This is a genomic window from Lichenibacterium minor (genome assembly GCF_004137685.1).
Lineage (GTDB): Bacteria > Pseudomonadota > Alphaproteobacteria > Rhizobiales > Beijerinckiaceae > Lichenihabitans > Lichenihabitans minor.
Genome location: NZ_QYBB01000015.1, coordinates 19,703 through 38,625, shown reverse-complemented (window position 1 = coordinate 38,625; position 18,923 = coordinate 19,703). Strand labels below are relative to the sequence as shown.

16 protein-coding genes are annotated in these 18,923 nt (G+C 67.5%); 8 read left to right on the top strand and 8 right to left on the bottom strand.

Annotated features, from left to right (window positions below; translation table 11 throughout):
• Positions 1-69 precede the first annotated feature (69 nt).
• The 3 genes from D3273_RS14205 to D3273_RS14195 form a co-directional block, all read right to left on the bottom strand.
• Positions 70-1,029 (bottom strand): hypothetical protein, encoded by a 960-nt coding sequence (locus D3273_RS14205; RefSeq protein ID WP_129227550.1) that lies wholly within the window; start codon positions 1,027-1,029, stop codon positions 70-72.
• A gap of 335 nt (positions 1,030-1,364) precedes the next feature.
• Positions 1,365-1,694, bottom strand: coding sequence for a hypothetical protein (locus D3273_RS14200; RefSeq protein WP_129227549.1), 330 nt, complete (start codon positions 1,692-1,694; stop codon positions 1,365-1,367).
• Between the two features lie 403 nt (positions 1,695-2,097).
• Positions 2,098-5,682: a MobA/MobL family protein gene (locus D3273_RS14195; RefSeq protein ID WP_165359494.1), complete on the bottom strand. Its 3,585-nt coding sequence runs from the start codon at positions 5,680-5,682 to the stop codon at positions 2,098-2,100.
• Positions 5,683-6,159: 477 nt separating this feature from the next.
• On the opposite strand from D3273_RS14195, the gene D3273_RS14190 reads away from it, so the two are divergent.
• The 6 genes from D3273_RS14190 (at position 6,160) to D3273_RS14165 (ending at position 11,475) form a co-directional block, all read left to right on the top strand.
• Entirely contained in the window at positions 6,160-6,573 is a 414-nt protein-coding gene (locus D3273_RS14190) for a hypothetical protein (protein WP_129227547.1), read from the top strand.
• A gap of 275 nt (positions 6,574-6,848) precedes the next feature.
• Entirely contained in the window at positions 6,849-7,085 is a 237-nt protein-coding gene (locus D3273_RS14185; RefSeq protein WP_129227546.1) for a hypothetical protein, read from the top strand.
• An 11-nt stretch (positions 7,086-7,096) separates the two neighbouring features.
• Positions 7,097-9,010, top strand: coding sequence for a DUF1998 domain-containing protein (gene drmB, locus D3273_RS14180; RefSeq protein WP_129227545.1), 1,914 nt, complete (start codon positions 7,097-7,099; stop codon positions 9,008-9,010).
• 402 nt (positions 9,011-9,412) lie between these two features.
• On the top strand, positions 9,413-9,994 hold the full coding sequence (locus D3273_RS14175) for an ATP-binding protein (RefSeq protein ID WP_129227544.1): 582 nt from the start codon (positions 9,413-9,415) through the stop codon (positions 9,992-9,994).
• Positions 9,995-10,054: 60 nt separating this feature from the next.
• The gene (locus D3273_RS14170) at positions 10,055-10,894 is read left to right on the top strand and encodes a bis-aminopropyl spermidine synthase family protein (protein WP_129227543.1); all 840 of its coding nucleotides are present in this window, start codon (positions 10,055-10,057) and stop codon (positions 10,892-10,894) included.
• Positions 10,891-11,475, top strand: coding sequence for a hypothetical protein (locus tag D3273_RS14165; RefSeq protein WP_129227542.1), 585 nt, complete (start codon positions 10,891-10,893; stop codon positions 11,473-11,475). Before D3273_RS14170 ends, D3273_RS14165 begins: the two co-directional genes overlap by 4 nt.
• A gap of 14 nt (positions 11,476-11,489) precedes the next feature.
• Here the strand turns inward: D3273_RS14165 and D3273_RS14160 are convergent, their stop codons facing one another.
• The 5 genes from D3273_RS14160 to D3273_RS14140 form a co-directional block, all read right to left on the bottom strand.
• The gene (locus D3273_RS14160) at positions 11,490-12,125 is read right to left on the bottom strand and encodes a hypothetical protein (protein WP_129227541.1); all 636 of its coding nucleotides are present in this window, start codon (positions 12,123-12,125) and stop codon (positions 11,490-11,492) included.
• Positions 12,118-13,110 carry a phage exclusion protein Lit family protein gene (locus tag D3273_RS14155; RefSeq protein ID WP_245501162.1) on the bottom strand — a complete coding sequence of 331 codons (993 nt, stop codon included), beginning with the start codon at positions 13,108-13,110 and terminating at the stop codon, positions 12,118-12,120. Before D3273_RS14155 ends, D3273_RS14160 begins: the two co-directional genes overlap by 8 nt.
• 70 nt (positions 13,111-13,180) lie before the next feature.
• Complete coding sequence (locus tag D3273_RS14150) at positions 13,181-13,936, bottom strand: hypothetical protein (RefSeq protein WP_129227540.1); 756 nt, start codon at positions 13,934-13,936, stop codon at positions 13,181-13,183.
• A 554-nt stretch (positions 13,937-14,490) separates the two neighbouring features.
• Positions 14,491-15,252 carry an ATP-binding cassette domain-containing protein gene (locus tag D3273_RS14145; protein WP_129227539.1) on the bottom strand — a complete coding sequence of 254 codons (762 nt, stop codon included), beginning with the start codon at positions 15,250-15,252 and terminating at the stop codon, positions 14,491-14,493.
• Positions 15,249-16,094 carry an ABC transporter permease subunit gene (locus D3273_RS14140; RefSeq protein WP_129227538.1) on the bottom strand — a complete coding sequence of 282 codons (846 nt, stop codon included), beginning with the start codon at positions 16,092-16,094 and terminating at the stop codon, positions 15,249-15,251. The genes D3273_RS14145 and D3273_RS14140 overlap by 4 nt, the downstream gene beginning before the upstream one ends.
• 136 nt (positions 16,095-16,230) lie before the next feature.
• Between D3273_RS14140 and D3273_RS14135 the strand changes: the two genes are divergently transcribed.
• Positions 16,231-17,166, top strand: coding sequence for an aliphatic sulfonate ABC transporter substrate-binding protein (locus D3273_RS14135; RefSeq protein WP_129227537.1), 936 nt, complete (start codon positions 16,231-16,233; stop codon positions 17,164-17,166).
• Between the two features lie 115 nt (positions 17,167-17,281).
• Positions 17,282-18,493: an FMNH2-dependent alkanesulfonate monooxygenase gene (gene ssuD, locus D3273_RS14130; RefSeq protein ID WP_129227536.1), complete on the top strand. Its 1,212-nt coding sequence runs from the start codon at positions 17,282-17,284 to the stop codon at positions 18,491-18,493.
• Positions 18,494-18,923: the final 430 nt, after the last annotated feature.

Sequence of the window (18,923 nt, the reverse complement as noted above, 5' to 3'; positions counted from 1 at the left end):
CGGTCGGCGGCGCCGATGGTCGGGGCGGCGCGGAGCGACGCGCCGGCGTGGGTTCATGCGGCATGCCGCTCACCGGCCGGACCGCCGCGGCAGGAGACCGAGAACGTGATCGATGACGATGTCGGCCGCCAGCTTAGCCAGGGCGTTGCTGTCGGCTTGCGCCCTGAAGAGCGTCACCTCCGTCGCCGCGCGGTAACCCGTTCCGATCTTATAATGACGCCTCAGGATCTGAGGGTCGACGCCGGTGCGACGGCAGAGCTCGCGACCGACGTCGTCGCCCGCGACCGTCTGCAATCGCAGCGGCAGCACTCTCGCGTTGAACTCCGCCTCGAACCGGTTGCGACTAAGGTTGCATAGCAGGTCGACCTCGATGCCATGGAGCCCGAGCCTGACCGGGGACAGTGGATGCTGCGATGCGATTTGCAGGCGGGGCGCCGGCGTGAAGCGGTCGAAGCCATTCATCCGCGAGTAGCGCTGCGGTCCTCGGGACCAGGCGCCGTATTCGGCCGCGCCGAGGTCGGCGATCCGCCGCACGACGGCAACCTTCGCGGCCGTGCCCAACTTCGCCAGGGGTACGCCGCCCAACAGGGCCGACAGCTCCGCCAAGCCGGGCGCCTGCAGCACGTAAGCGATCAGCGTTTCGACCGGCCTGTGGGCGGCAGCCCAGGCGTCGGACGCGTAGATCGCTTCGCGGTCTCTATCGGGCAGAAGCCGGGTCAGGGTCGGCAGGCTGTTTCCGTCCTGCACGCGCCATAGCCGGGGCCCGAGCGCGAGCCCGTGTGCCCGCAGCACCGCGGCGCGATCTGCTTCAGCGAGCCGCCCGATGGCGGCCAGCATGGCCAGCGCCGCTTCGCTCAGCCCGTTCGCCTGCTTAATGTTCATGTTTTGTTCCATCCCTCCCTCCTCCACTTCCATCGGGGATCGCTCTCTCGTCCCCTCGACCATCGCTCCCTGAACCCTCATCACTCGGTCCTCCGCCCCCACCGGCACGGGAGACGGCTGATCTTGCATCTCGTCCTGGCTCGTCATCGTTTCCTCCACTGGGGTCCACCCTCCAGCCCTTCCATCCGATCACCTCCAACCCGTGTTGCGCCCATGCCTTTTCGGTCCCCGACCAGCCTCGCCGGCCCACCAGCCGAACGGTTCGGGGAAAGCGGCCAATCCCGCAGATGCATCGCCGGCACGGCTCCGCAGGCGTCGACCGGGTTCCGGACCCGACCGACAGGGCGATGTGCCGCCCACGCGACGATCCTTCAATGACGACGGGCCGACGTTCCCGACCTGCCCCGCCGGGGAAGGTCGGTTCGAGACGGTCCGCGGCTCCAGTTGGTCCGAGGCGCTCGGTCGGCGCGGCGATACCGTACTCAGGGTCGGGCCGCCGCCTCCTCGCGCGCGATCACCGCGTTGACCATGGCCACAACGTTGATTGTGTCGGCGCCGCCGAGTCGCGCGTAGATCGACCGCACGATCGCCTTGCGCCCGGTCGTCACCGCGTGCCCATCCAACACCAGGGAGGCGTAGACGAGCGCGAAAACCCGGACCTGCTGTTCCATGATCAGTGCTTGGACATCATCCTGCATCTCGACCGCGTTGGCCCATTCGACATAGAGTCGGTGGATCTCGTCCCAGATCTGGCGACCCAGAACTTCGGGATCGACACGGGAGCGACACGGGTCTTTGAAGGGTATAATCATCTCATTTCACCTGAGCCCGATCGATGATCGTCGAAACGGCCTACGCTCGGCGTCAAATCTCCAACTGGGGCTCGATAGTTAGGAAATTCATCCCCTGAGAAAGAACGATTGGCATCGTGAGAACAGGAGACGCTTCGGGGCTACGTCCTGGGGCTTCGATCCGGTCGAACCCAGACGAGATCGGTTTTCAGAGATCGTCGGCCAGCCGCGCGGATAAGGTCGGCGATCCATCTCTCGTGCAGATGCTCCGGCCTTCGATGGGAACAATGAGCCGGCTCGCTCCTGTTCAGGTCGCCGCTTCGCCCTCTCCGAACGTCAGCCTGTGATCCGCATCGACGGTGACCACATGGACTGATGCCGATCACGGTCTGGCACGTCTCGTGGTTGACCGGCATCAGCTACATCAATCGTCGTCACGCCTGCCCCGGTCGCGAGGGCTTGTCGTACTGATCGTCATGACGCGGAGCAGGTCCTCGAACTTGATCGCCTTGCTCGACCTCCACGTATCCCGGCGCAGCGCCTGCTTGTCGGCTTCATCGATCGCGCTCGGGGCGTTCCTTCCATATCGCTCCCAACATCGCCGATGCACCATTTTCCAAAGGGCGTCCGGCGTCGCCCCGATCAGGGCCGCCAAGTATGCGCTCCGTTTGCTCGACCATGCGCCATGCGCGGCGAGGACGAGGCCGTAGTCGACGACAAGGCGTCGCCTGTCGCTGATGCTCCTGTCGTCTCCTCCTCTGTTCGCAGCCAGCTCCGCGAGTCGCCCGTCACCCCTGTCCGGGATCGGCTTGGGCTCGGGCTTTCGATATGGGAGCGGCGCGTCCACCCGTATCGGCACCGCCGTTTCCGATCGACCTTGCGGCGTGCCCGTCGGGCCGACGGTGGGCGGAACGGCGACGCTTGGTTCATCGGCGGTCCGCGGGTTCGCCGGCTTGCAAGTTCCGGACGGGATCGATCGGTCCGGCTCTGGCACAGGTGCAGCCTGTAGCGGAACGGCCGCCGCCAGAGGAGCGAGGGTCGAAACCGGAGGCGTCCCGGGGTGCTCGATGTCTGTGTTTTTCTCGAACACGGAAGCTCGGGCAGCTGTGCCGGCCGCGGATGGAAGCGAAGCGACCGCGCTTGACGGCTCTCCATCGAGAACGCTCGAATGGCCATTCGACCTTTCGATGCGCCGGTCGTTGTGTGGGCTGGATGCCTCATAACGCGGCCGATGATGAGCATTCGCTGAATAGGCGTCGACCCGCGCTGGATCGGGCGAGGTTCCGACCGTCATCTTGTCTTGCGGCGCAGACCGATTGTCCTGGCGCACAGGCAACCTACACACCACGCCACGAGCGGTCCGCCATTCCTCCCGCAAAGCCCGCAGTCGTGTCGTCGCGGCCTTCGCCGCATCGTCGAGCTCACGGCGTTCCTGGGCCGTGATGGTTTTCTCGAGAGCCTGCAGCGGTCGCAAGACGGCGAGTTCCACCGCGAGCGACAGGATGGCCAGGATCAGGCCTCTGGAACGCAACCGTCTGTTTCGCCACCGCAGATCGCGGATCCAGGCCATGTCGCGCCGATGCCATGCCATCACGCAATCGAGGTCGGCGCGGCGCGTGCGCCAGACATCGTCGAGGTCGCGCTGTAGATGCGCCAGGGCCTCATTCCGGAGGCGGCGATAGGTGGCCATCTCGGCGCGGTGGCTGACTTGTGCGGCACGGGCACAGAATCCAGCCCGTGCGTCCAGCCAAGTCGTGGAACGATCCGAGAAGGCTTCATCGACCGCGCGGTCGACCTCGATATCGCCGGGCAGACCTCCTGCCAGGTGCCGCCCCCGAAGCGTCAGGGCGATCTCCGCCCGATCATACTCGCTCGCCCGCAATCGGAGGGCCACCGCTCGCCGCAGTTCGCCATCGGACAGAGGCGGGCGGTTCGCGTCGTAGGCGCGGGCGATGATGTCATCGACGTGGGCGTCTACCACCGCGCGGGCGAGCGCTTCCGATCCTGCGATTGCGCCTGGTCCCGCCGTGACGTCGGGCACGGGTATCGGGTCGCCGGCCGAGGGCGTGGGCTTTAGTCGAGCTGTACCTTCCTGCAGTGGCTGCTCGGCGAGCTGCGCGGCGCGGTCGGGCGATCCGTCAGCGGTATCACTATCGACGGACCGCAGCGGAGCTGCTTGCGAACAGGGTGTGGCGACGGCGGCCGAAATCTCGCTGTCCGGACGTCGTCCTCCTTCTCGCCGCCGCTCGGCGCGTGCCGCCCGATCCTCGGCGACCCATGCAAGCCACAGCTGCGCCACAGGCCGCGACCAGAGTTCTGGGCTAACGGCTGATCTGGATCGATCGCTCAGTTTGCTGCTCGCCGTCTCAAGCTCGGCGGCGCGCCTGAGTTCGGCGACGTCGAAGCCCGCCACCTCACCGAGAATGCCTTCCCGCTCGGCCGTGAGGCGGTGGCGACGAGAGAGTTCGATGTGCGCCGCGATCGCGGAGGTGCGCCGATCGTTGTGCGGCGCGGCTGAGGCTGAGTTCGGACCGTTGCACGGGCAATCTAGCCCTGCGCTCGACGCGGGGCTTACGGCCGCCGGCGGATCGAGCCTGCTCCAATCCAAATTCGAGATTTCCTCCCTGAAGACGATGTTCCCGGCAGCTGTTGTCACTGTGCAATCGGTGACCGGGGTCCCACTTCCTGCCCGCTTCTCGCGACGCCGTCCGGCACGCGCCCGCCGGTCCTCCTCCTGCCAGAGACAGACGAGCTTAAGGAGGTCCGAAGGGCGAGCCTCGACCGGTCTTGCCGCGCCTAGCTCTCGCTCATGGCCCAACGCGTCTGCCGCCGCGCGCTTCAACTCGGCGACGTCTACACCTGCAGTCGCGGCAAGGATCGCCTCACGATCCGAGGTCAGCCGATGAGCGCGCTGGAACTCCTGATACACCTCGACCACCGGACGGAGACGGGCCGAGATAGCGGTCGCGGGGGGTCCGATCGCATGATCATGTGCAGGACCGCTCGCACCCACTCCATCCCTATCTCGCTTTCGCCGAATGTCCTGCCGCGGACTGATTCCATCCACGCCCTGGTGCATCGATTGAGCGGAGCCGCTCTCCACAGAGGCTTCGATGTCAATCCCGATCGGCTCTATACGGCTCGCTTGATCTACTACGGCCGCCGCGCTGGTGCTGGTGCGGATGGCCAGCTCCTCCGATCGCTGGGTGCGCCAAGCCTCGGAGTTCCGGCGCTTCTGGTATTCGATCTCGCTTCGCGGGATGTGCGTGACGGGATAGACAGGCAGGCCGCGGCGCCGGTAGCTGCGATGGTCGATCTCGCCGTCCCCGCTCGCCTGACGCATTCGTTCGGCCCAGTCCGCGCGCAGGAACTCGAGGGTCGACCCGAGGACACGATCGTCGGCGACAAGACCTCGGCCGTCGGCTTTCTCACTAACGGCGTCGAGCTGCCGTTGCTTGCGGCCGAGATGGCCATGCTCGACGATGCGCGTGCCGAGGAGGATATGGGCGTGATCGGGTCGGCCTGCCTTGTAGTGGATCCTCCCCTCGATCGGCACGCGGAGGCGATCCGAGATCATTCGCGCGTGCCCCGTCAGCGCGTCGACGGCAGCCTCATCTGAAATTCCCCACTGAAAGCTGACGATGCCATGACAACCGACGCGGGGCATTCGGCCGCCGTATTGCCGATAGGTCCGGTCCTGCTTGCGCTCTCGGGCATCCAGCAGACGCGCCAGCCCCGCCCCGTCGCGAACCGGAAGATCTCGGGTTATCAGCAGGTAATGTCCGAGTTCAGGGTTTGCCTCGTCACCATTGCGGTTGATGTAATCGGAGAGACCCGCACTGTTGGCTACGGATTTCTCTCGCATCGATCGCGCGGACTCAGGCGCTTCGACCGCATATCCTTCGTGCCGGTTGATGTAGTGACTTTTAGCGAGACCGACGATGCTCCCTGCTTCGGCATGGATCCACTGTAGATTGTAATGAAAGAAACCCATGACGCCGCGCGGCATCGCTGGTCCGCTCTGCGGATCAGCGCCCAGGGATCGCACGTGCCCCACGCCCTCCATTACCGCAGTTTTCCGCTCGGAAAATTGCTTAAGCGGGCCAATCGCCTCTCAGCCATGTTTGAGCCTGTCTCTCGTGGGTCGCTGAGATTGGGCCTGGTTCCTGGCCCAACGTTCATCATGCTACTCGTAGCTTTGCAGAAGCGCGGAGCTGGTCAAGAGCGATCGTCGTCTCAGCTGATTGAGTCGAGTGATCGAATCTGAAACGAAGGCCAACAGATTTCTATAGGATCACGAATCGTGCGTGCGTTTCTAGGTATTTTCACCTGTCAAGACCTTAAATTCAAGAGTGACGCAATTTCATCCGTTTCGAAGTCAGTTTAAGCTTGAAGTACCATCCTCATTTCATACTCTACCGTTATCGACCACGGTGAGCAGCTAGGACGGTTCCTAGCCCCGGTTGGGTCGAGAGCGGAGAATGATATGTTCGAGAGTTTTTCAGAGCGCGCGAAGCGTGTGAGGCTGCGAAATCGCGCCGCACTCATCTTCGGTCATGGGTTTCTTGAGAGCGGGCCTCTCCAGCGAAAACAGCTCCTGACCGTGATGGCGAAGGGGTTGCCTGATGGTAAAACGAAGCGGGACGTACTGCTGGCGTCAAACTTCGAGAATATCGAGCTTGATGGCCCCTATCTTGAGCAGCGCCAAGTCGTTGTGGAGGAATATAACTCCATTTTACGGAAGCGCGAGGAGGGTAAAGCGTTGAAGAAAGCGGAGATGGGCCAAAAGAAGATGGAAGAGGAGCGGCAGGAGCGCGAACGGCAGGAGTTCGAGCGGTGGAAGGCTTCTCGAAAGACCGCAGGAGACGGCGAGCCCAGTCAAAATTCGGGTGGGCCGTGATGATTTTCTGAGAGTTACGGCACAGTCATTTAGGATCGCGAGATCCTAAGTGACTTTGTCACACGACTGGTAATAGGTTGACTGTTCTCCAATGATCTCTCTTATCAGATCAAGGGAGCTTCTCGCTGTCTTATCGGAGATTGCGCTTATTTTTCTCCCGTTTTCAGCAGCAGGCTTTTGTTCTCCCGCCTGAGAGGCTGTGTCGGTCGCGCCGAAGCTCCTCGCAAGCCATCCGCCTTTGCTCCTCTTGGTCCGATCGGCTATGAATCAGCTGCGTGGAACGGCTCTTCGACACCTGGGCGGAGCTCGCCGCGGCGCAGACCGGGGACAGCGACCGGCTCTATTACGGCTATCCCCGCACCAAGGCGCTGCTGCACGACCCGCTCGATCCGCTGCTGCCCACCATCGACCCGCGCTTCCGGGCGTTCACCGCGGGGCGGTCGATGCGGGACGTCGAGCACGCGTCCATCCTCAAGATCACCGACCCCTACGGCCAAGCGCTGAACGGATGAGCTGACCGACGATGCCGAACGACACAGTACGGCTGAGCCAAGTGGTGGGCGTCTTCGGGCCGGGCGCCATGCTCGACCTGCCGGACCGCTCCGTCCTGGTCCAGGGGCTCGACCATTGGGAGATGGGCGGCAAGCGCACGTTCCTGACCGTCGAGGAGCCGCGGCTGGCCCGCCTGCTGCACCAGCGCCTCGCCGACGACGGGCGCGTGGTGGGCGGTCGCCCGCCCGAGCTGCGCACGCCGCCGCTCGACCCCGGGGATCCCCGACGCCTGTCGCCCGGCATCAAGGCGACCGTCTTCCCGCGCTGGTTCGCCTGCGACGCCCTGGACGGCGACGCGCCCAACCGGCGGCGGCTCGTCCCGTTCCACATTCTCACACCCCCGAAACGGCACGAGCACCTCGGCGAGGACGGCAAGCGTCGGCGCGCTTCCCCCATCCGCTTCGTGTGCGGCTGCGAAGAGGGACATCTGCAGGACATCGAGTGGCGCAAGGTCGTCCACACGGCTCGGTCGGGCACCAGGGGCGCGCCCGGCGAGGCGCGGTGCGCGGAGCAGATGTGGCTTGTCGACGGGGTCAGCGGGGATCCCCGCGACACCAAAGTCGCCTGCGATTGCGGAGCGGCGGTGACATTGGAGGAACTGTTCCAGCGCGGGCGCCTCGGCCCCTGTCCCGGCCGGCGGCCCTGGATCGGCGATGCGGATGGGGACGCCGAACCCTGCACGGCGCCAGACGGCCTCCGTCTGCTCACCCGCAGCGCCACCAACACCTATTTCCCGCAGGTTGCGAGCGTGATCTCGCTGCCCCAGAGCGAGGACCGGCTGTCCCGCTTGGTCGAGGAGTTCTGGTCGGTGCTGCAGCAGTGCGGCAGCGCCATGGAGGTCTCCCTCGCGCGCAAGTTCAACCCCGCCCTCGGCGCCAGCCTCGCGGGTTTCCCCGATGACGACGTCTTCGACCGCCTGCAGACCTTTTCGGCCGGGACCACCGCCGCGATGGCGGAGGCGGAGGACCCCCGCATCGCCGAATACGAGGTGCTCGCGTCCGGGCGCGGCCTCATCGGCGAGAACAGCTTCTCGGCCAAGCTCCACGCCGAGACCCTGCCGCGCGACGTGTGGGACCCGCACGGGGCCGAGCTGCTCGACGGCATCGCATCCCTCGTGGCGGTCCATAGGCTGCGCGAGGTGTCGTGTCTTTATGGCTTCACGCGCTTCGAACCCGCACCATTGGCCTCCGACGACCTCGAGGACGTCGGGCTCGCGGTGCGGGGGGCGGCACTCGGCCGGCAGCCGGAGTGGCTGCCCGCCGTCGAGCAGTTCGGAGAAGGGTTCTTCATTCGCTTCGCGCCCGAAGCGCTCGAACGCTGGCTCGCGCGCCCCGAAGTTGGAGAACGGGCGCGGCGCCTCCGCGACGGCGCGGACGCATGGCGGCGTGCGAAGGAAGCGCGAGGGCAGACGGTGCCGCCCTCCCATGAGCGCGAGCGGCCCGACTACGTCATGGTCCACAGCCTCGCCCACGCGCTGGTGACGGAGGTCGCGATCGATTGCGGCTATCCGGCCAGCTCGCTGAAGGAGCGCGTCTACGTCCTGCCGGTCGCGCCGGGACAGCCGCGGAGGTGCGGGCTGTTGATCTACACGGCGACGGCGGGCAACCAGGGGACTCTCGGCGGCCTCGTCGAGGTCACGCGTCGCTTCGGACGCGTCCTGGCTTCCGCGCTTGCACGCCTGGAGCTCTGCTCGGGCGATCCCGTCTGTGCCGACCACGACCCGCCCTCGGCCGACGAGGACCGCATGCTTCACGGAGCCGCCTGCCACGGCTGCCTCCTGATCTCGGAGACGAGTTGTGAAGCACGCAACCTATATCTCGATCGCTCGTTGCTGGTCGACACCGTCGGGCAGGTTGGATCTGGATATTTCGCCACCTTGTCTTAGATCTGGGCGGCTCATTTCGGATCAGGAACACGTTGGACGCGATGGATTAGCTTATCACCCCTACATTTTCTGCACTTTTGTGGCGAAGCATCGCCCGAATGCTGCGGTGGCAACTGCCCTCACCCTAGCAGTCGATGATTCCGGTGGGCATCACAGTGTAGTGCGACATGCAAGCCGCAACCGGGGACGGCCCATGGTAGGTATTCGTGAGGTCTCGATCGTATGCCGTCGAAGGGCGTGCTCTCGCGACCAAGCCATCCCGCTATGTGGTTCTCCAGCCCGCATAGCTACATGGCATATGAGGTGTCGTGTCCCGTCTCGCAATTTTTGATTGCCAAATCGGATCACGAGGTGTGAACCTCCTACTGCCGACGAGCGTAATCTGACGATGCGAGGTGTCACATGGGGAAGGTGGTGTATGTCACCGGCGCTCCCGCTTCCGGCAAGAGCACGACCACCGGGCTGCTCGCCGCCATGGTGCCCGGCATCGAGCGCTGGGAGTACGGAGCGCGCCTCACCGACCATCTCCGGCGCGAGGGGATCGACCTCGCCGACCAGAACCAATTGAGACGGGAGTCGTCCAAGGTCGCCCTGGCCGGGACAATCCGGGAGCTCGACCGTCTCCTCCTCGCTTTCGTCGAGGACCGACGCGGTGGCGCGCACGTGCTGATTGACAGCCATCCCGTCACGAAGGAGGACTACGGCTTCCGCGTCACGGCCTTCTCGCAATCCGACTTCGTCCGACTGCGACCCGACGAGATCTGGGTGCTCTACACGACACCCGAGGTGGCCGTGTCCCGCATCCGGGACGACCCGGGCGGCCGTCCTGCGATCGACATCGAGACGGCGCGCATGCACACGTTCCTCCAGGCTTCCGTGGCGACGACCTACGGCATCATCGCCGGCTGCCCCGTGCACGTGTTCGACACCGACCGGGACCCGGACGCGCTCGTGCGAGACCTCGCCGGTCGCCTGGAACGCTGATCGTGGAGTCGAGGCCCTGGATGGGCGTTCGTGCCGGCGCGCCGCCGGGAAGGGAGGGCCATGGTCAAGGTGGACATGAGGGTCGCAATTAACGCGGTGTCCGACGTGGTGCAGAACCGTCCGCGACCCCTGCGGGAGTTCGACCAGATCCACATGAAGACGGGCGACATGGTCATGCAGAGCGAGGCCGTGGCCGCGTGGGCCGACGGCAAGCGCCTCGCGTTCATTGGCGACGGAGACGCCGTTTCCGTCTCTGTGGCCTACCTCAAGCGACGGGGAGTGCTCGACTTCGGACCGAGCAAGATAACGGTATTCGACTTCGACGAGCGCACCGTCAACGCGGTCAAACGTTTCGCCGACAAGGAGCGCATCGAGCACCTTGACGCGGTGCGCTACAACGTGCTGGACGCCTTTCCCGACAGCAACAAGTTCGACTGCTTCTACACGAACCCGCCCTGGGGAGCATCCAACGGCGGGGCCAGCGTCAACGCGTTCGTGCAGCGGGGCATCGAGGCCGTGAGGCACGAGGGCGAGGGCTGCATCGTCATCGCGGACGACGACGATTTGCCGTGGCCCAAGCAGGTCCTGGCGAGCGTGCAATCCTACGCCGGCACGCGCGGCTTTTACGTGTCGCGCATGAACCGCAAGCTCCACGAGTATCATCTGGACGACGCCCCCGACCTCAGATCGTGCAACCTGTTCATCTCCAGCCTGCCCGGGAACACCGGCGACGGCGTGGCAAGCGCGCCGCTCACGGATCCGGATAGCCTGCGTAACTTCTACGGGCGCTCCAAGGAGCCCAGGGTGCGCTTTGTTAGAGAGGTGAAGAGGCCCGACTACGGAAAAGCTCCGCAGGAGGAGTACGCACTCGAGTACCTGAACGACGAGGAGACGGAGTGACCGAGATCATCCGACCAGGGGCGGGGCTCCTGTACATGAAGGTCGGCACGCACGCCCAGGAGAGCCTGGCCGATATCATCGTGCGCAAGACCAAGGAGATCGAACGGGCGGGCTTTGGTCTCTGGGGGTACGGCGGCAACACCTGCCACCCGTCCTCTATGGTCCAGCCATTCGCCGAGGCCCTGGCGGAGAAGGGCAAACCAATCCGCCTCGTCATGGAGGAGATGAACTCCAGTCATTGGGCAGAACCCCTCTGCGCGGCCGAATATTCCGACGACAACCGCACCTGGCACCAGATACCGGAGGAGATCGAGGTAAGGGGGTCTCGCTTCGCCCTCGTCATCGGAAGTCTCGCCCGCGTGGAGGACGAGCTCTCCCTCGACGCCACCAGGGTAGCGGTCGGCCCCAGCACCGGGAGGCTGGGGAGCCGCTACGTGACGGGACGGGTCGACAAGGCCTGCCTCGAGGTGGCGGCCGCGCCCGAGCGTGCGAATGAGGGCAAGCCGCCGGAGCCGAGGCCGATCCACCTCGTGGCCGACCTGCGCAGGCCCTACGCCGTGTTCCTGCGTAACTACCGCTGAGCGCCCTGAGAGGGTCATCCGAACCCGACCAGCACCGGGCCGCCGCGCCGACGCAGGTCGCCGACGTAGCTCTCCAGGCCGGCGCGCACGTCCTCCTCAGACACCGTGTCGGCCGAGCATGCGAAGCAAGTCGTAGCGGCGCGGTCGACGGCCGGTTCGGCGCAGACCGCAGCCCGGACAGCCTGGGTCCCGTGGAGGTCGACGAGGGCCGCAAGGACCTGCTCGAGGCAGGCCACCCGACCGTGGGCACCGGTCAGGCCGAGCTCGGCGATGGCCATGACAGCGCGTTTGTCCCCCGTCACCAGGAGCGGGGCCGCCCGGCTCAACAGGATGGCGAGCAACTGGGCCTCACCCGTGTCCAGGTCGACCCCCACCCGCGCGGCCCGCTCCGCGAACTCGGTGGCCAGCGCGAGTTCGGCCTCGTCGACCACCAACATGATTGACGACGCGAAGGCCCCTTCCAGGGCTTCGACGACCTTGTCCCGATGCGCAATTGAGCGGCTCCGCCGCATGGCGTCCCTGAGGACGTGGCGGGCGATGGACAGCATGCCTACGGCGGCGTGACCCACAGCCTCTCCGAGCGACTCGTGGTACCCGTAGCAGCACAGCTTGAGCACCACGTCGTTGTCCACCAGCGCCGGCTCAGCCATGTGTGTCCATGACCGTACGAAGCCAAGCCGCCGCGTCCGCGGTGATGGCGCCCCAATCGAGCTGGAGCGCAGCGATGCCGTTCACCTCCCGCCAGACGGGACGGGGCCGGTCGTAGATCATTCTCATCGCGGCGTTTGCGACGGGCCAGGCCCGGCGACGGTACGCTAGGCAGAGCGCGAGGGTGCCGGGTTCGATCCTGTACCGCGCGGCCGCCTCCCTCACCGCCCCGGCGAGCGTCGGGGCGTTGAAGCGTTCCCGGCCCGTCTCGAAGGTGGGATCCGCACGCCCGGTCAGCAGCGTGAGGGCGTAGCGGTCCGCCTGGGCTTCCTGCTCGTCCCGCGGGATCGCGGCGGCGGGATCCTCCATGTCCAGCAGCGCCGGCGCCTCGCCGAGGTGGTCCAGGGCCGCGTGGCCGATCTCGTGCGCGAGGGTGAACGCGACCGGGGCGGGGTAGGTGGCATCACGGCCGAGCAGGATGGCGTGGCGTCCGTTCGAGGAGACGACCATGGCGTGCATCGATTTCGTGTCGAGCGGGAACACCCGGAGATGGATCACGGGAACGCCGAGCGCCCAGCAGGTGCCGAGCAGCGAGGCGAGGTCGACGAACTCGCGTCCCGCTAGCACCGCGTCTCGCAACTCGGTGGCACCGACGCCGGCGAGGGATGGGCCAGGCGCCGTCGCACGCAGGAGCGACCGGCCCACGGTCATGCCGAAGGACGTGAGAGCGGCCCGCTTTCCCGCATCTACGACGGACAGGTTCTTGAACAGCGCCTCGTCGTTCCAGACGAACTCCACCCGATCGCCCACCAGCGATCTCGGAGAAAGGCCGAGCCGTCTCGCCAGGGCGAACCGAAGCTCAGCCCGTCCCGACGCGTCGTTCGCGAGCTCCTCGCTCCACCAGGACGGCCACGCGGCTTCGATCGCATGATCGCCGAGCCCGGCTTCGCGCAGGCTGCGCCTCAAGTGGTCCGTGTCGGTCGACATGCCCCACGCCATCCCGGCTCCGCTAGCGAGCCTGATCCTAGCTACCAGGACACGCGGTGGGACTCCACCATCAGATGAGCAGGAGATCGCCGCTTGCGGGTACGCGCGAGGGCAGTCCGCGGAACCGTCGCGCTAGGTCGAGCCATCCGGCGACGTCCAGAACCGCGGCCTCCGCCAGGGCCGCGGAGAGGTCCGTGTCTATATCGGCGGGATCGGTCAGGCGCACCCAGTAGCCGCTCGTCAGCGTGGCCCGCAGGTTGACCTCGTATCCCACCGACTCGCCCCGCGCCTCCACGCGCCGCAGGAGGGCGGTCACTTGGGAGGCCCCAACAGGCGCGCCGCTGCCGCCCGCGTTGCGGTGGGCGGACACGTCGAACGGCGTCCCGTAGGTCAACTCTAACGGACGCGTTGACGAGCACATCAACGCGTAGTGGGATTGCTTCGGGCCGCAGCCCCCATCACCGCGGCTCGTGACGACGGCGCTCGACGGGAGGTCCCGCTCCACCCCGTCCGAGTCGATGAAGCGTCGCCACACGACGGTCCGGGCCGGGGCGAGATCGACGGCCCTCGGGCGTCCCTTCATGATCGAGAACACGACGGGGACCTCGGCGCGGGTGCGTGTCAGCGCGCTGATGAGGGTTGAGGGCGCGTTACCGACACCCCAGCAGAAGGTGCCCCGCCCGGCCCGCCGCTCGACCTCCTTGCGGGCGATAATCGTGCCGAGTTTTTGACCGGCCTCTGCTTGCATGCGGGACCACAGGACGTACTCCGCCCATTCAAGGCCGGCAGCTCGCATGTCTTGCGCCGGTGTAGATGTGGAACTCATCGAACTCGTCCGGTACCCGTCTGCTAGTCTCGCAGTGGGCGAGCGCTACGGCAAGGACGAGGGTACCGAAGCGTCGCGATCCTTTGTGGAAGCCTTGATCGACGCACGATGTGCGAGCTCGATCGTCGTGGCCGACGCGCTGCAGGTCACTCCATCAGCAGCGATCAACACCTCATCCCAAAGTGGTATTGTTAAGTTAGCAGCTCCGCTTGACACAGGTCCACCGAGTGGGTCCACTCGCCTCCGCGACAGGCGCACGAGACCGTCGCGGCCCAGAGGAGAGCGGGGCGGATCGCAAAATGGCTGAGAATCCAGGTCCCCCAGCCACCGCCTCCTCGACCTCTAAAATGATACGGGTTTTGTCCTCACAGTGCGTCGAGCACACAGGCGATTCCGTGAAGCTCCCGCATCACCCGTAGGCAGGTCGTCTCTCGTTGAAGGCGGCGGCTCGTTGAGCCGGCACCGATTGCCGGCTGAGCCGCTGCGATTGTTGTCGATCCAAACGGGTCGTCCGTGGCCGAGCGCGACGAACTCCGAAGCGGACGTTCGATCGCCTATGAGCGTGTCGGCCCGAGCAGGTGATCGAGGACGCGCCGCTCGAGCGCCGCAGCCTGCGCCGATCCGCGCCGCTCGCGACGGGGGAGATCGAGGCTGAGGTCGAGCGTGATGGTGCCATGCTCGATGACGATCAGGCGATCGGCGAGGGTCACGGCCTCCGACACGTCGTGTGTCACCAGCACCGCCGTGAAGCCGCCCTCGATCCAGGCCGCCTCGACGAGGCCCTGCATCTCGATCCGCGTGAGGGCGTCCAGCGCCCCGAGCGGTTCGTCGAGCAGCAGCAGCCGAGGTCGGCTCACCAGGGCGCGAGCGAGCGCGACGCGGCTCTTCTGCCCGCCGGACAGCCCCGCCGGCCATTCCCCGCTTCGCGCCCCGAGGCCGACGCGATCGAGCACGGCCTGGGCCCGCATCCGGCCGCCGGCTCCCGGCCGGGGGCCGAGCCCCACGGCGACGTTGTCGATCACCGTCGCCCAAGGCAGGAGGCGCGGCTCCTGGAACATGATGCGGGCCGCCGTCGACTCGCCTCGGTCGCCCAGCAACACGTGCCCGCCGTCCGGCCGGTCGAGGCCGCCCAGCAGGCGCAGCAGCGTGCTCTTGCCCGAGCCGCTCCGTCCCACCACCGCCAGGAACTGTCCGGCCGGGACATGGAGGTCGAGCCCGCGCAGCACGGCCGCACCGCCGAAGTGCCGCGACAGTCCCCGGGCCGTGACGGCGAGCCCCGGCCCGGAAGCGGCCGGGCGTTCCAGGGCGGCGCTCATGCGCGATACGCCGGGTTCCAGGCGAGGCAGCGGCGCTCGAGCGCCCGCGTCACGCCATCGGCCAGCTTGCCCAGGACCGCGTAGATCAGGATCGCCAGCACGATCACGTCGGTCTGGAGGAAGTCGCGGGCCTGCATGGCCATGTAGCCGATGCCGGACTGGGCCGCGATGGTTTCCGCCACGATCAGCGTCAACCACATGACCCCGAGCGCGAAGCGCAGTCCGACGAACACGCTCGGCAGCGCGCCCGGCAGGACGACGCGGCGGAACAGGGCCGCGCGCGTCATGCCGTAGCAGCGGCCCATCTCGACGAGCTGCGGATCCACGCTGCGGATGCCGTGCAGCGTGTTGACGTAGACGGGAAAGAACACGCCCAGGGCGACGAGGAACAGCTTGGCCTCCTCGCCGATGCCGAACCACAGGATCACCAGCGGGATCAGGGCGAGATGGGGCACGTTGCGGGCCATCTGCAGCGCCGTGTCGGTGGCGCGGTGGCTGAGAGCCGAGGAGCCGTTGGCGAGGCCGAGCGCGAAGCCGATGCCGCCCCCGACCGCGAGGCCCGCCATGGCGCGCAGGAAGCTGACGCCCATGTGATGGGGCAGTTCGCCCGACAGGGTCAGCGACCACCCGGCCGCCGCCACGGCGGCCGGGGACGGCAGCACGGCGTCCGAGATCATGCCCGCGGAACTCGCCGCCTGCCAGGCGAGCAGCAGCGCCCCCGGCGCGAGCCAGCCCGCGTGCGGCGACGCCCCGACGGCAACGATGCGGGACGCGAGCCCTCGCCAGGGCAGGGCCCGCGCAGGCGCGATGCGCCCGCCCACTTCCGACAGGTCGCCCTGCATCTCCGAACTCCCGGCCGCGAAGCCTCTGCGATCTTCCGCTCGCCGTCAGTTGACAAAATTTATAGACGAAGTCAATGACAGATCCGGACAGACCACGGCCACGCCGGCCGACCCCATCGCGAGCGATCGAGATCCCATGCGCCTCCTGCGAACGGCCCTGGCCACCGCCCTGATCCTCGCCGCGCCGCCGCTGGCCGCGGCGGCCGATCGCAGCGTGCGGATCGGCTTCCAGAAATACGGCAACCTGCTGCTGCTGAAGCAGCACGGCGGCCTCGACGCCCGGCTGAAGCCGCTCGGCTACGCGGCGGAGTGGAGCGAGTTCCCGTCCGGGCCGCCGATCCTGGAAGCGATGCGCGCCGGCGCGATCGATTTCGGCCAGACCGGCGACGCGCCGCCGATCTTCGCCCAGGCCGGCCGCACGGACCTCGTCTATGTCGCCAACGAGCCGGCCGCGCCCGACGGCGAAGCCATCCTGGTGCCGAAGGACAGCGGCATCCGCTCGCTCGCCGACCTCAAGGGCCGGCGGGTGGCGCTGAACAAGGGCTCCAACGTGCATTACTTCCTGGTCAAGGCGCTGGAAAAGGCGGGCCTGTCCTACGGGGACGTGTCGCCGGTGTTCCTGGCGCCGGCCGACGCCCGCGCGGCTTTCGAAAGCGGCGCCGTCGATGCCTGGGCGATCTGGGATCCCTACCTCGCTGCCGCCCAGGCGGCGACCGGCGCCCGCACCCTCGCGACGGCCGAGGGCGTCGCCGGCAATCTGCAGTTCTACCTCGCCGACCGGACCTTCGCGGCGCAGAACCCGAAGGCCGTGGCGGCCATCACGGACGCGGTGCGCGAGGTCGACGCCTGGGAGGCGGCCCATCCGGCCGAAGCTGCGGCGGAGCTCGCCGCGGCGATCAAGCTGCCCGTCCCGGTCGTCGCCACGGCGCTGGGCCGGCAGGCGCATGGCGTGCTGCCGATCGGGCCCGACGTGACGGCGGACCAGCAGGCCGTGGCCGACGCGTTCCTGAAGCTCCACCTCATCCCGGCGAAGCTCGACGTCGCCGCGGCCGTCTGGAAGCCCAGCCCCTGACGCCGACCGTCGACCAGCCTCGGCCGCCGCGGAGCGCGAGCCGCCCCACGTCCGTCGCCTGACACGAGCCGCCGCTTCCCGGCGCGCCACCCCCCTGCATCGAACGGGACATCCCATGACAGCCTTTCCGGACCTCGACCTGCCCGCGCCCGCCACCGAAACCGACGTCCTTTGGTTTCTGCCGACGCACGGCGACGGCCGCTACCTCGCGACCGAGACCGGCGCCCGGCACGTCACCCACCGCTACCTGTCCGGCGTCGCCCGCGCCGCCGACGAGCTCGGCTATTTCGGCGTGCTGCTGCCCACCGGCCAGTCCTGCGAGGATTCCTGGGTGGTGGCCTCGTCGCTGGCGCCGCTGACCGAACGGCTGCGGTTCCTCGTGGCGGTGCGGCCCGGCCTGCAGGAGCCGGCCGTCGCGGCCCGCATGACGGCGACGTTGGACCGCATCTCGAACGGACGCCTGCTCATCAACGTCGTCACCGGCGGCGACCCCGTCGAGGCGCGCGGCGACGGCATCTTCCTGCCTCACGACGCCCGCTACGCCGTCACGGACGAGTTCCTGGACATCTACCGGCGGCTGCTCCGCCTCGAAACCGTGTCGGCCGAGGGCGAACACCTCCGCATCGAGAACGGACGGCTGCTGTTCCCCCCCGTGCAGACGCCGCACCCGCCGCTGTATTTCGGCGGCTCGTCCGAGGCCGGCATGCGGGTCGCCGCCGAGCATGTCGACACCTACCTAACGTGGGGCGAGCCGCCCGCCGACGTGGCGAAGAAGATCGCCGACGCCAAGCGGGCCGCCGGCGCCCGCGGGCGCAGCTTCTCCTACGGCATCCGCCTGCATGTGATCGTGCGGGAAACCTCGCGCGACGCGTGGGCGGCGGCCGAGGACCTGATCCGCTACGTGGACGACGACGCCATCGCCAAGGCGCAGAAGGTGTTCTCGCGCTACGATTCGGTGGGCCAGCGCCGCATGGCGGAGCTGCACGGGGGCCGTCGCGACAAGCTCGAGATCGCGCCCAACCTGTGGGCAGGCGTGGGCCTCGTGCGCGGAGGCGCCGGCACGGCGCTGGTGGGAAACCCCGACGAGGTCGCGGCGCGGATGCGCGAGTACATGGAGCTCGGCATCGACCGCTTCATCCTGTCCGGCTACCCCCATCTCGAGGAATGCTATCGCTTCGCCGAACTCGTCTTCCCCAAGCTTCCCCTGCGCGCCACGACGGGGATCGATCGCGGCCGCGCCCGCAACTCCGGGCCCTTCGGCGAAACCGTCGCCAACTCCTTCACGGCCGGAGAGCTGCGCGGGGGTCGCCAGGCCCCTGCCGGCTGAAACGCAGGTGCCGGCGACGCCTCGGGCCCGGGCTTTCCGAAAATCCGGACCCTCGGAGCTCGCTCGGACGCTCTCCTGTCCCCCTCCTCCCTGGCCGACGACCTGCACCTCGCCCTGCGGGCCGCAGCGGGTGGCGTGTCGATCATGACGGCGGGCACCGGCCTCGAGCGCACCGGCCTCGAGCGCACGGGCACGACCGTGACGAGCGCCTTCCCTCGTCGGCGCCTTGGCTGTGGTCCACAGCCACGTCGAGGAAACCATCGAACGGCACAGCCACGCCATCGTGCTCGGCGCCGTGCAGTCGGTGCGGCTCGGCACCGACTGCCGTGCCGGACCGCTCGCTTCTGCGGGCGGGGCCTTCGCCCGCCTCGGCGCGCTCCCTCCGGCTCGACCCCTCCGCCCGAGAACGGACCGATCGACGACGGTGCGA

What these genes read in the sequence shown, in the direction of transcription:
- D3273_RS14205 (WP_129227550.1), bottom strand. Translation starts at nt 1,029, where the DNA reads ATGACGAGCCAGGACGAGATGCAAGATCAGCCGTCTCCCGTGCCGGTG.
- D3273_RS14200 (WP_129227549.1), bottom strand. Translation starts at nt 1,694, where the DNA reads ATGATTATACCCTTCAAAGACCCGTGTCGCTCCCGTGTCGATCCCGAA.
- D3273_RS14195 (WP_165359494.1), bottom strand. Translation starts at nt 5,682, where the DNA reads ATGCCGCGCGGCGTCATGGGTTTCTTTCATTACAATCTACAGTGGATC.
- D3273_RS14190 (WP_129227547.1), top strand. Translation starts at nt 6,160, where the DNA reads ATGTTCGAGAGTTTTTCAGAGCGCGCGAAGCGTGTGAGGCTGCGAAAT.
- drmB (WP_129227545.1), top strand. Translation starts at nt 7,097, where the DNA reads ATGCCGAACGACACAGTACGGCTGAGCCAAGTGGTGGGCGTCTTCGGG.
- D3273_RS14175 (WP_129227544.1), top strand. Translation starts at nt 9,413, where the DNA reads ATGGGGAAGGTGGTGTATGTCACCGGCGCTCCCGCTTCCGGCAAGAGC.
- D3273_RS14170 (WP_129227543.1), top strand. Translation starts at nt 10,055, where the DNA reads ATGGTCAAGGTGGACATGAGGGTCGCAATTAACGCGGTGTCCGACGTG.
- D3273_RS14160 (WP_129227541.1), bottom strand. Translation starts at nt 12,125, where the DNA reads ATGGCTGAGCCGGCGCTGGTGGACAACGACGTGGTGCTCAAGCTGTGC.
- D3273_RS14155 (WP_245501162.1), bottom strand. Translation starts at nt 13,110, where the DNA reads ATGTCGACCGACACGGACCACTTGAGGCGCAGCCTGCGCGAAGCCGGG.
- D3273_RS14150 (WP_129227540.1), bottom strand. Translation starts at nt 13,936, where the DNA reads ATGAGTTCCACATCTACACCGGCGCAAGACATGCGAGCTGCCGGCCTT.
- D3273_RS14145 (WP_129227539.1), bottom strand. Translation starts at nt 15,252, where the DNA reads ATGAGCGCCGCCCTGGAACGCCCGGCCGCTTCCGGGCCGGGGCTCGCC.
- D3273_RS14140 (WP_129227538.1), bottom strand. Translation starts at nt 16,094, where the DNA reads ATGCAGGGCGACCTGTCGGAAGTGGGCGGGCGCATCGCGCCTGCGCGG.
- D3273_RS14135 (WP_129227537.1), top strand. Translation starts at nt 16,231, where the DNA reads ATGCGCCTCCTGCGAACGGCCCTGGCCACCGCCCTGATCCTCGCCGCG.
- ssuD (WP_129227536.1), top strand. Translation starts at nt 17,282, where the DNA reads ATGACAGCCTTTCCGGACCTCGACCTGCCCGCGCCCGCCACCGAAACC.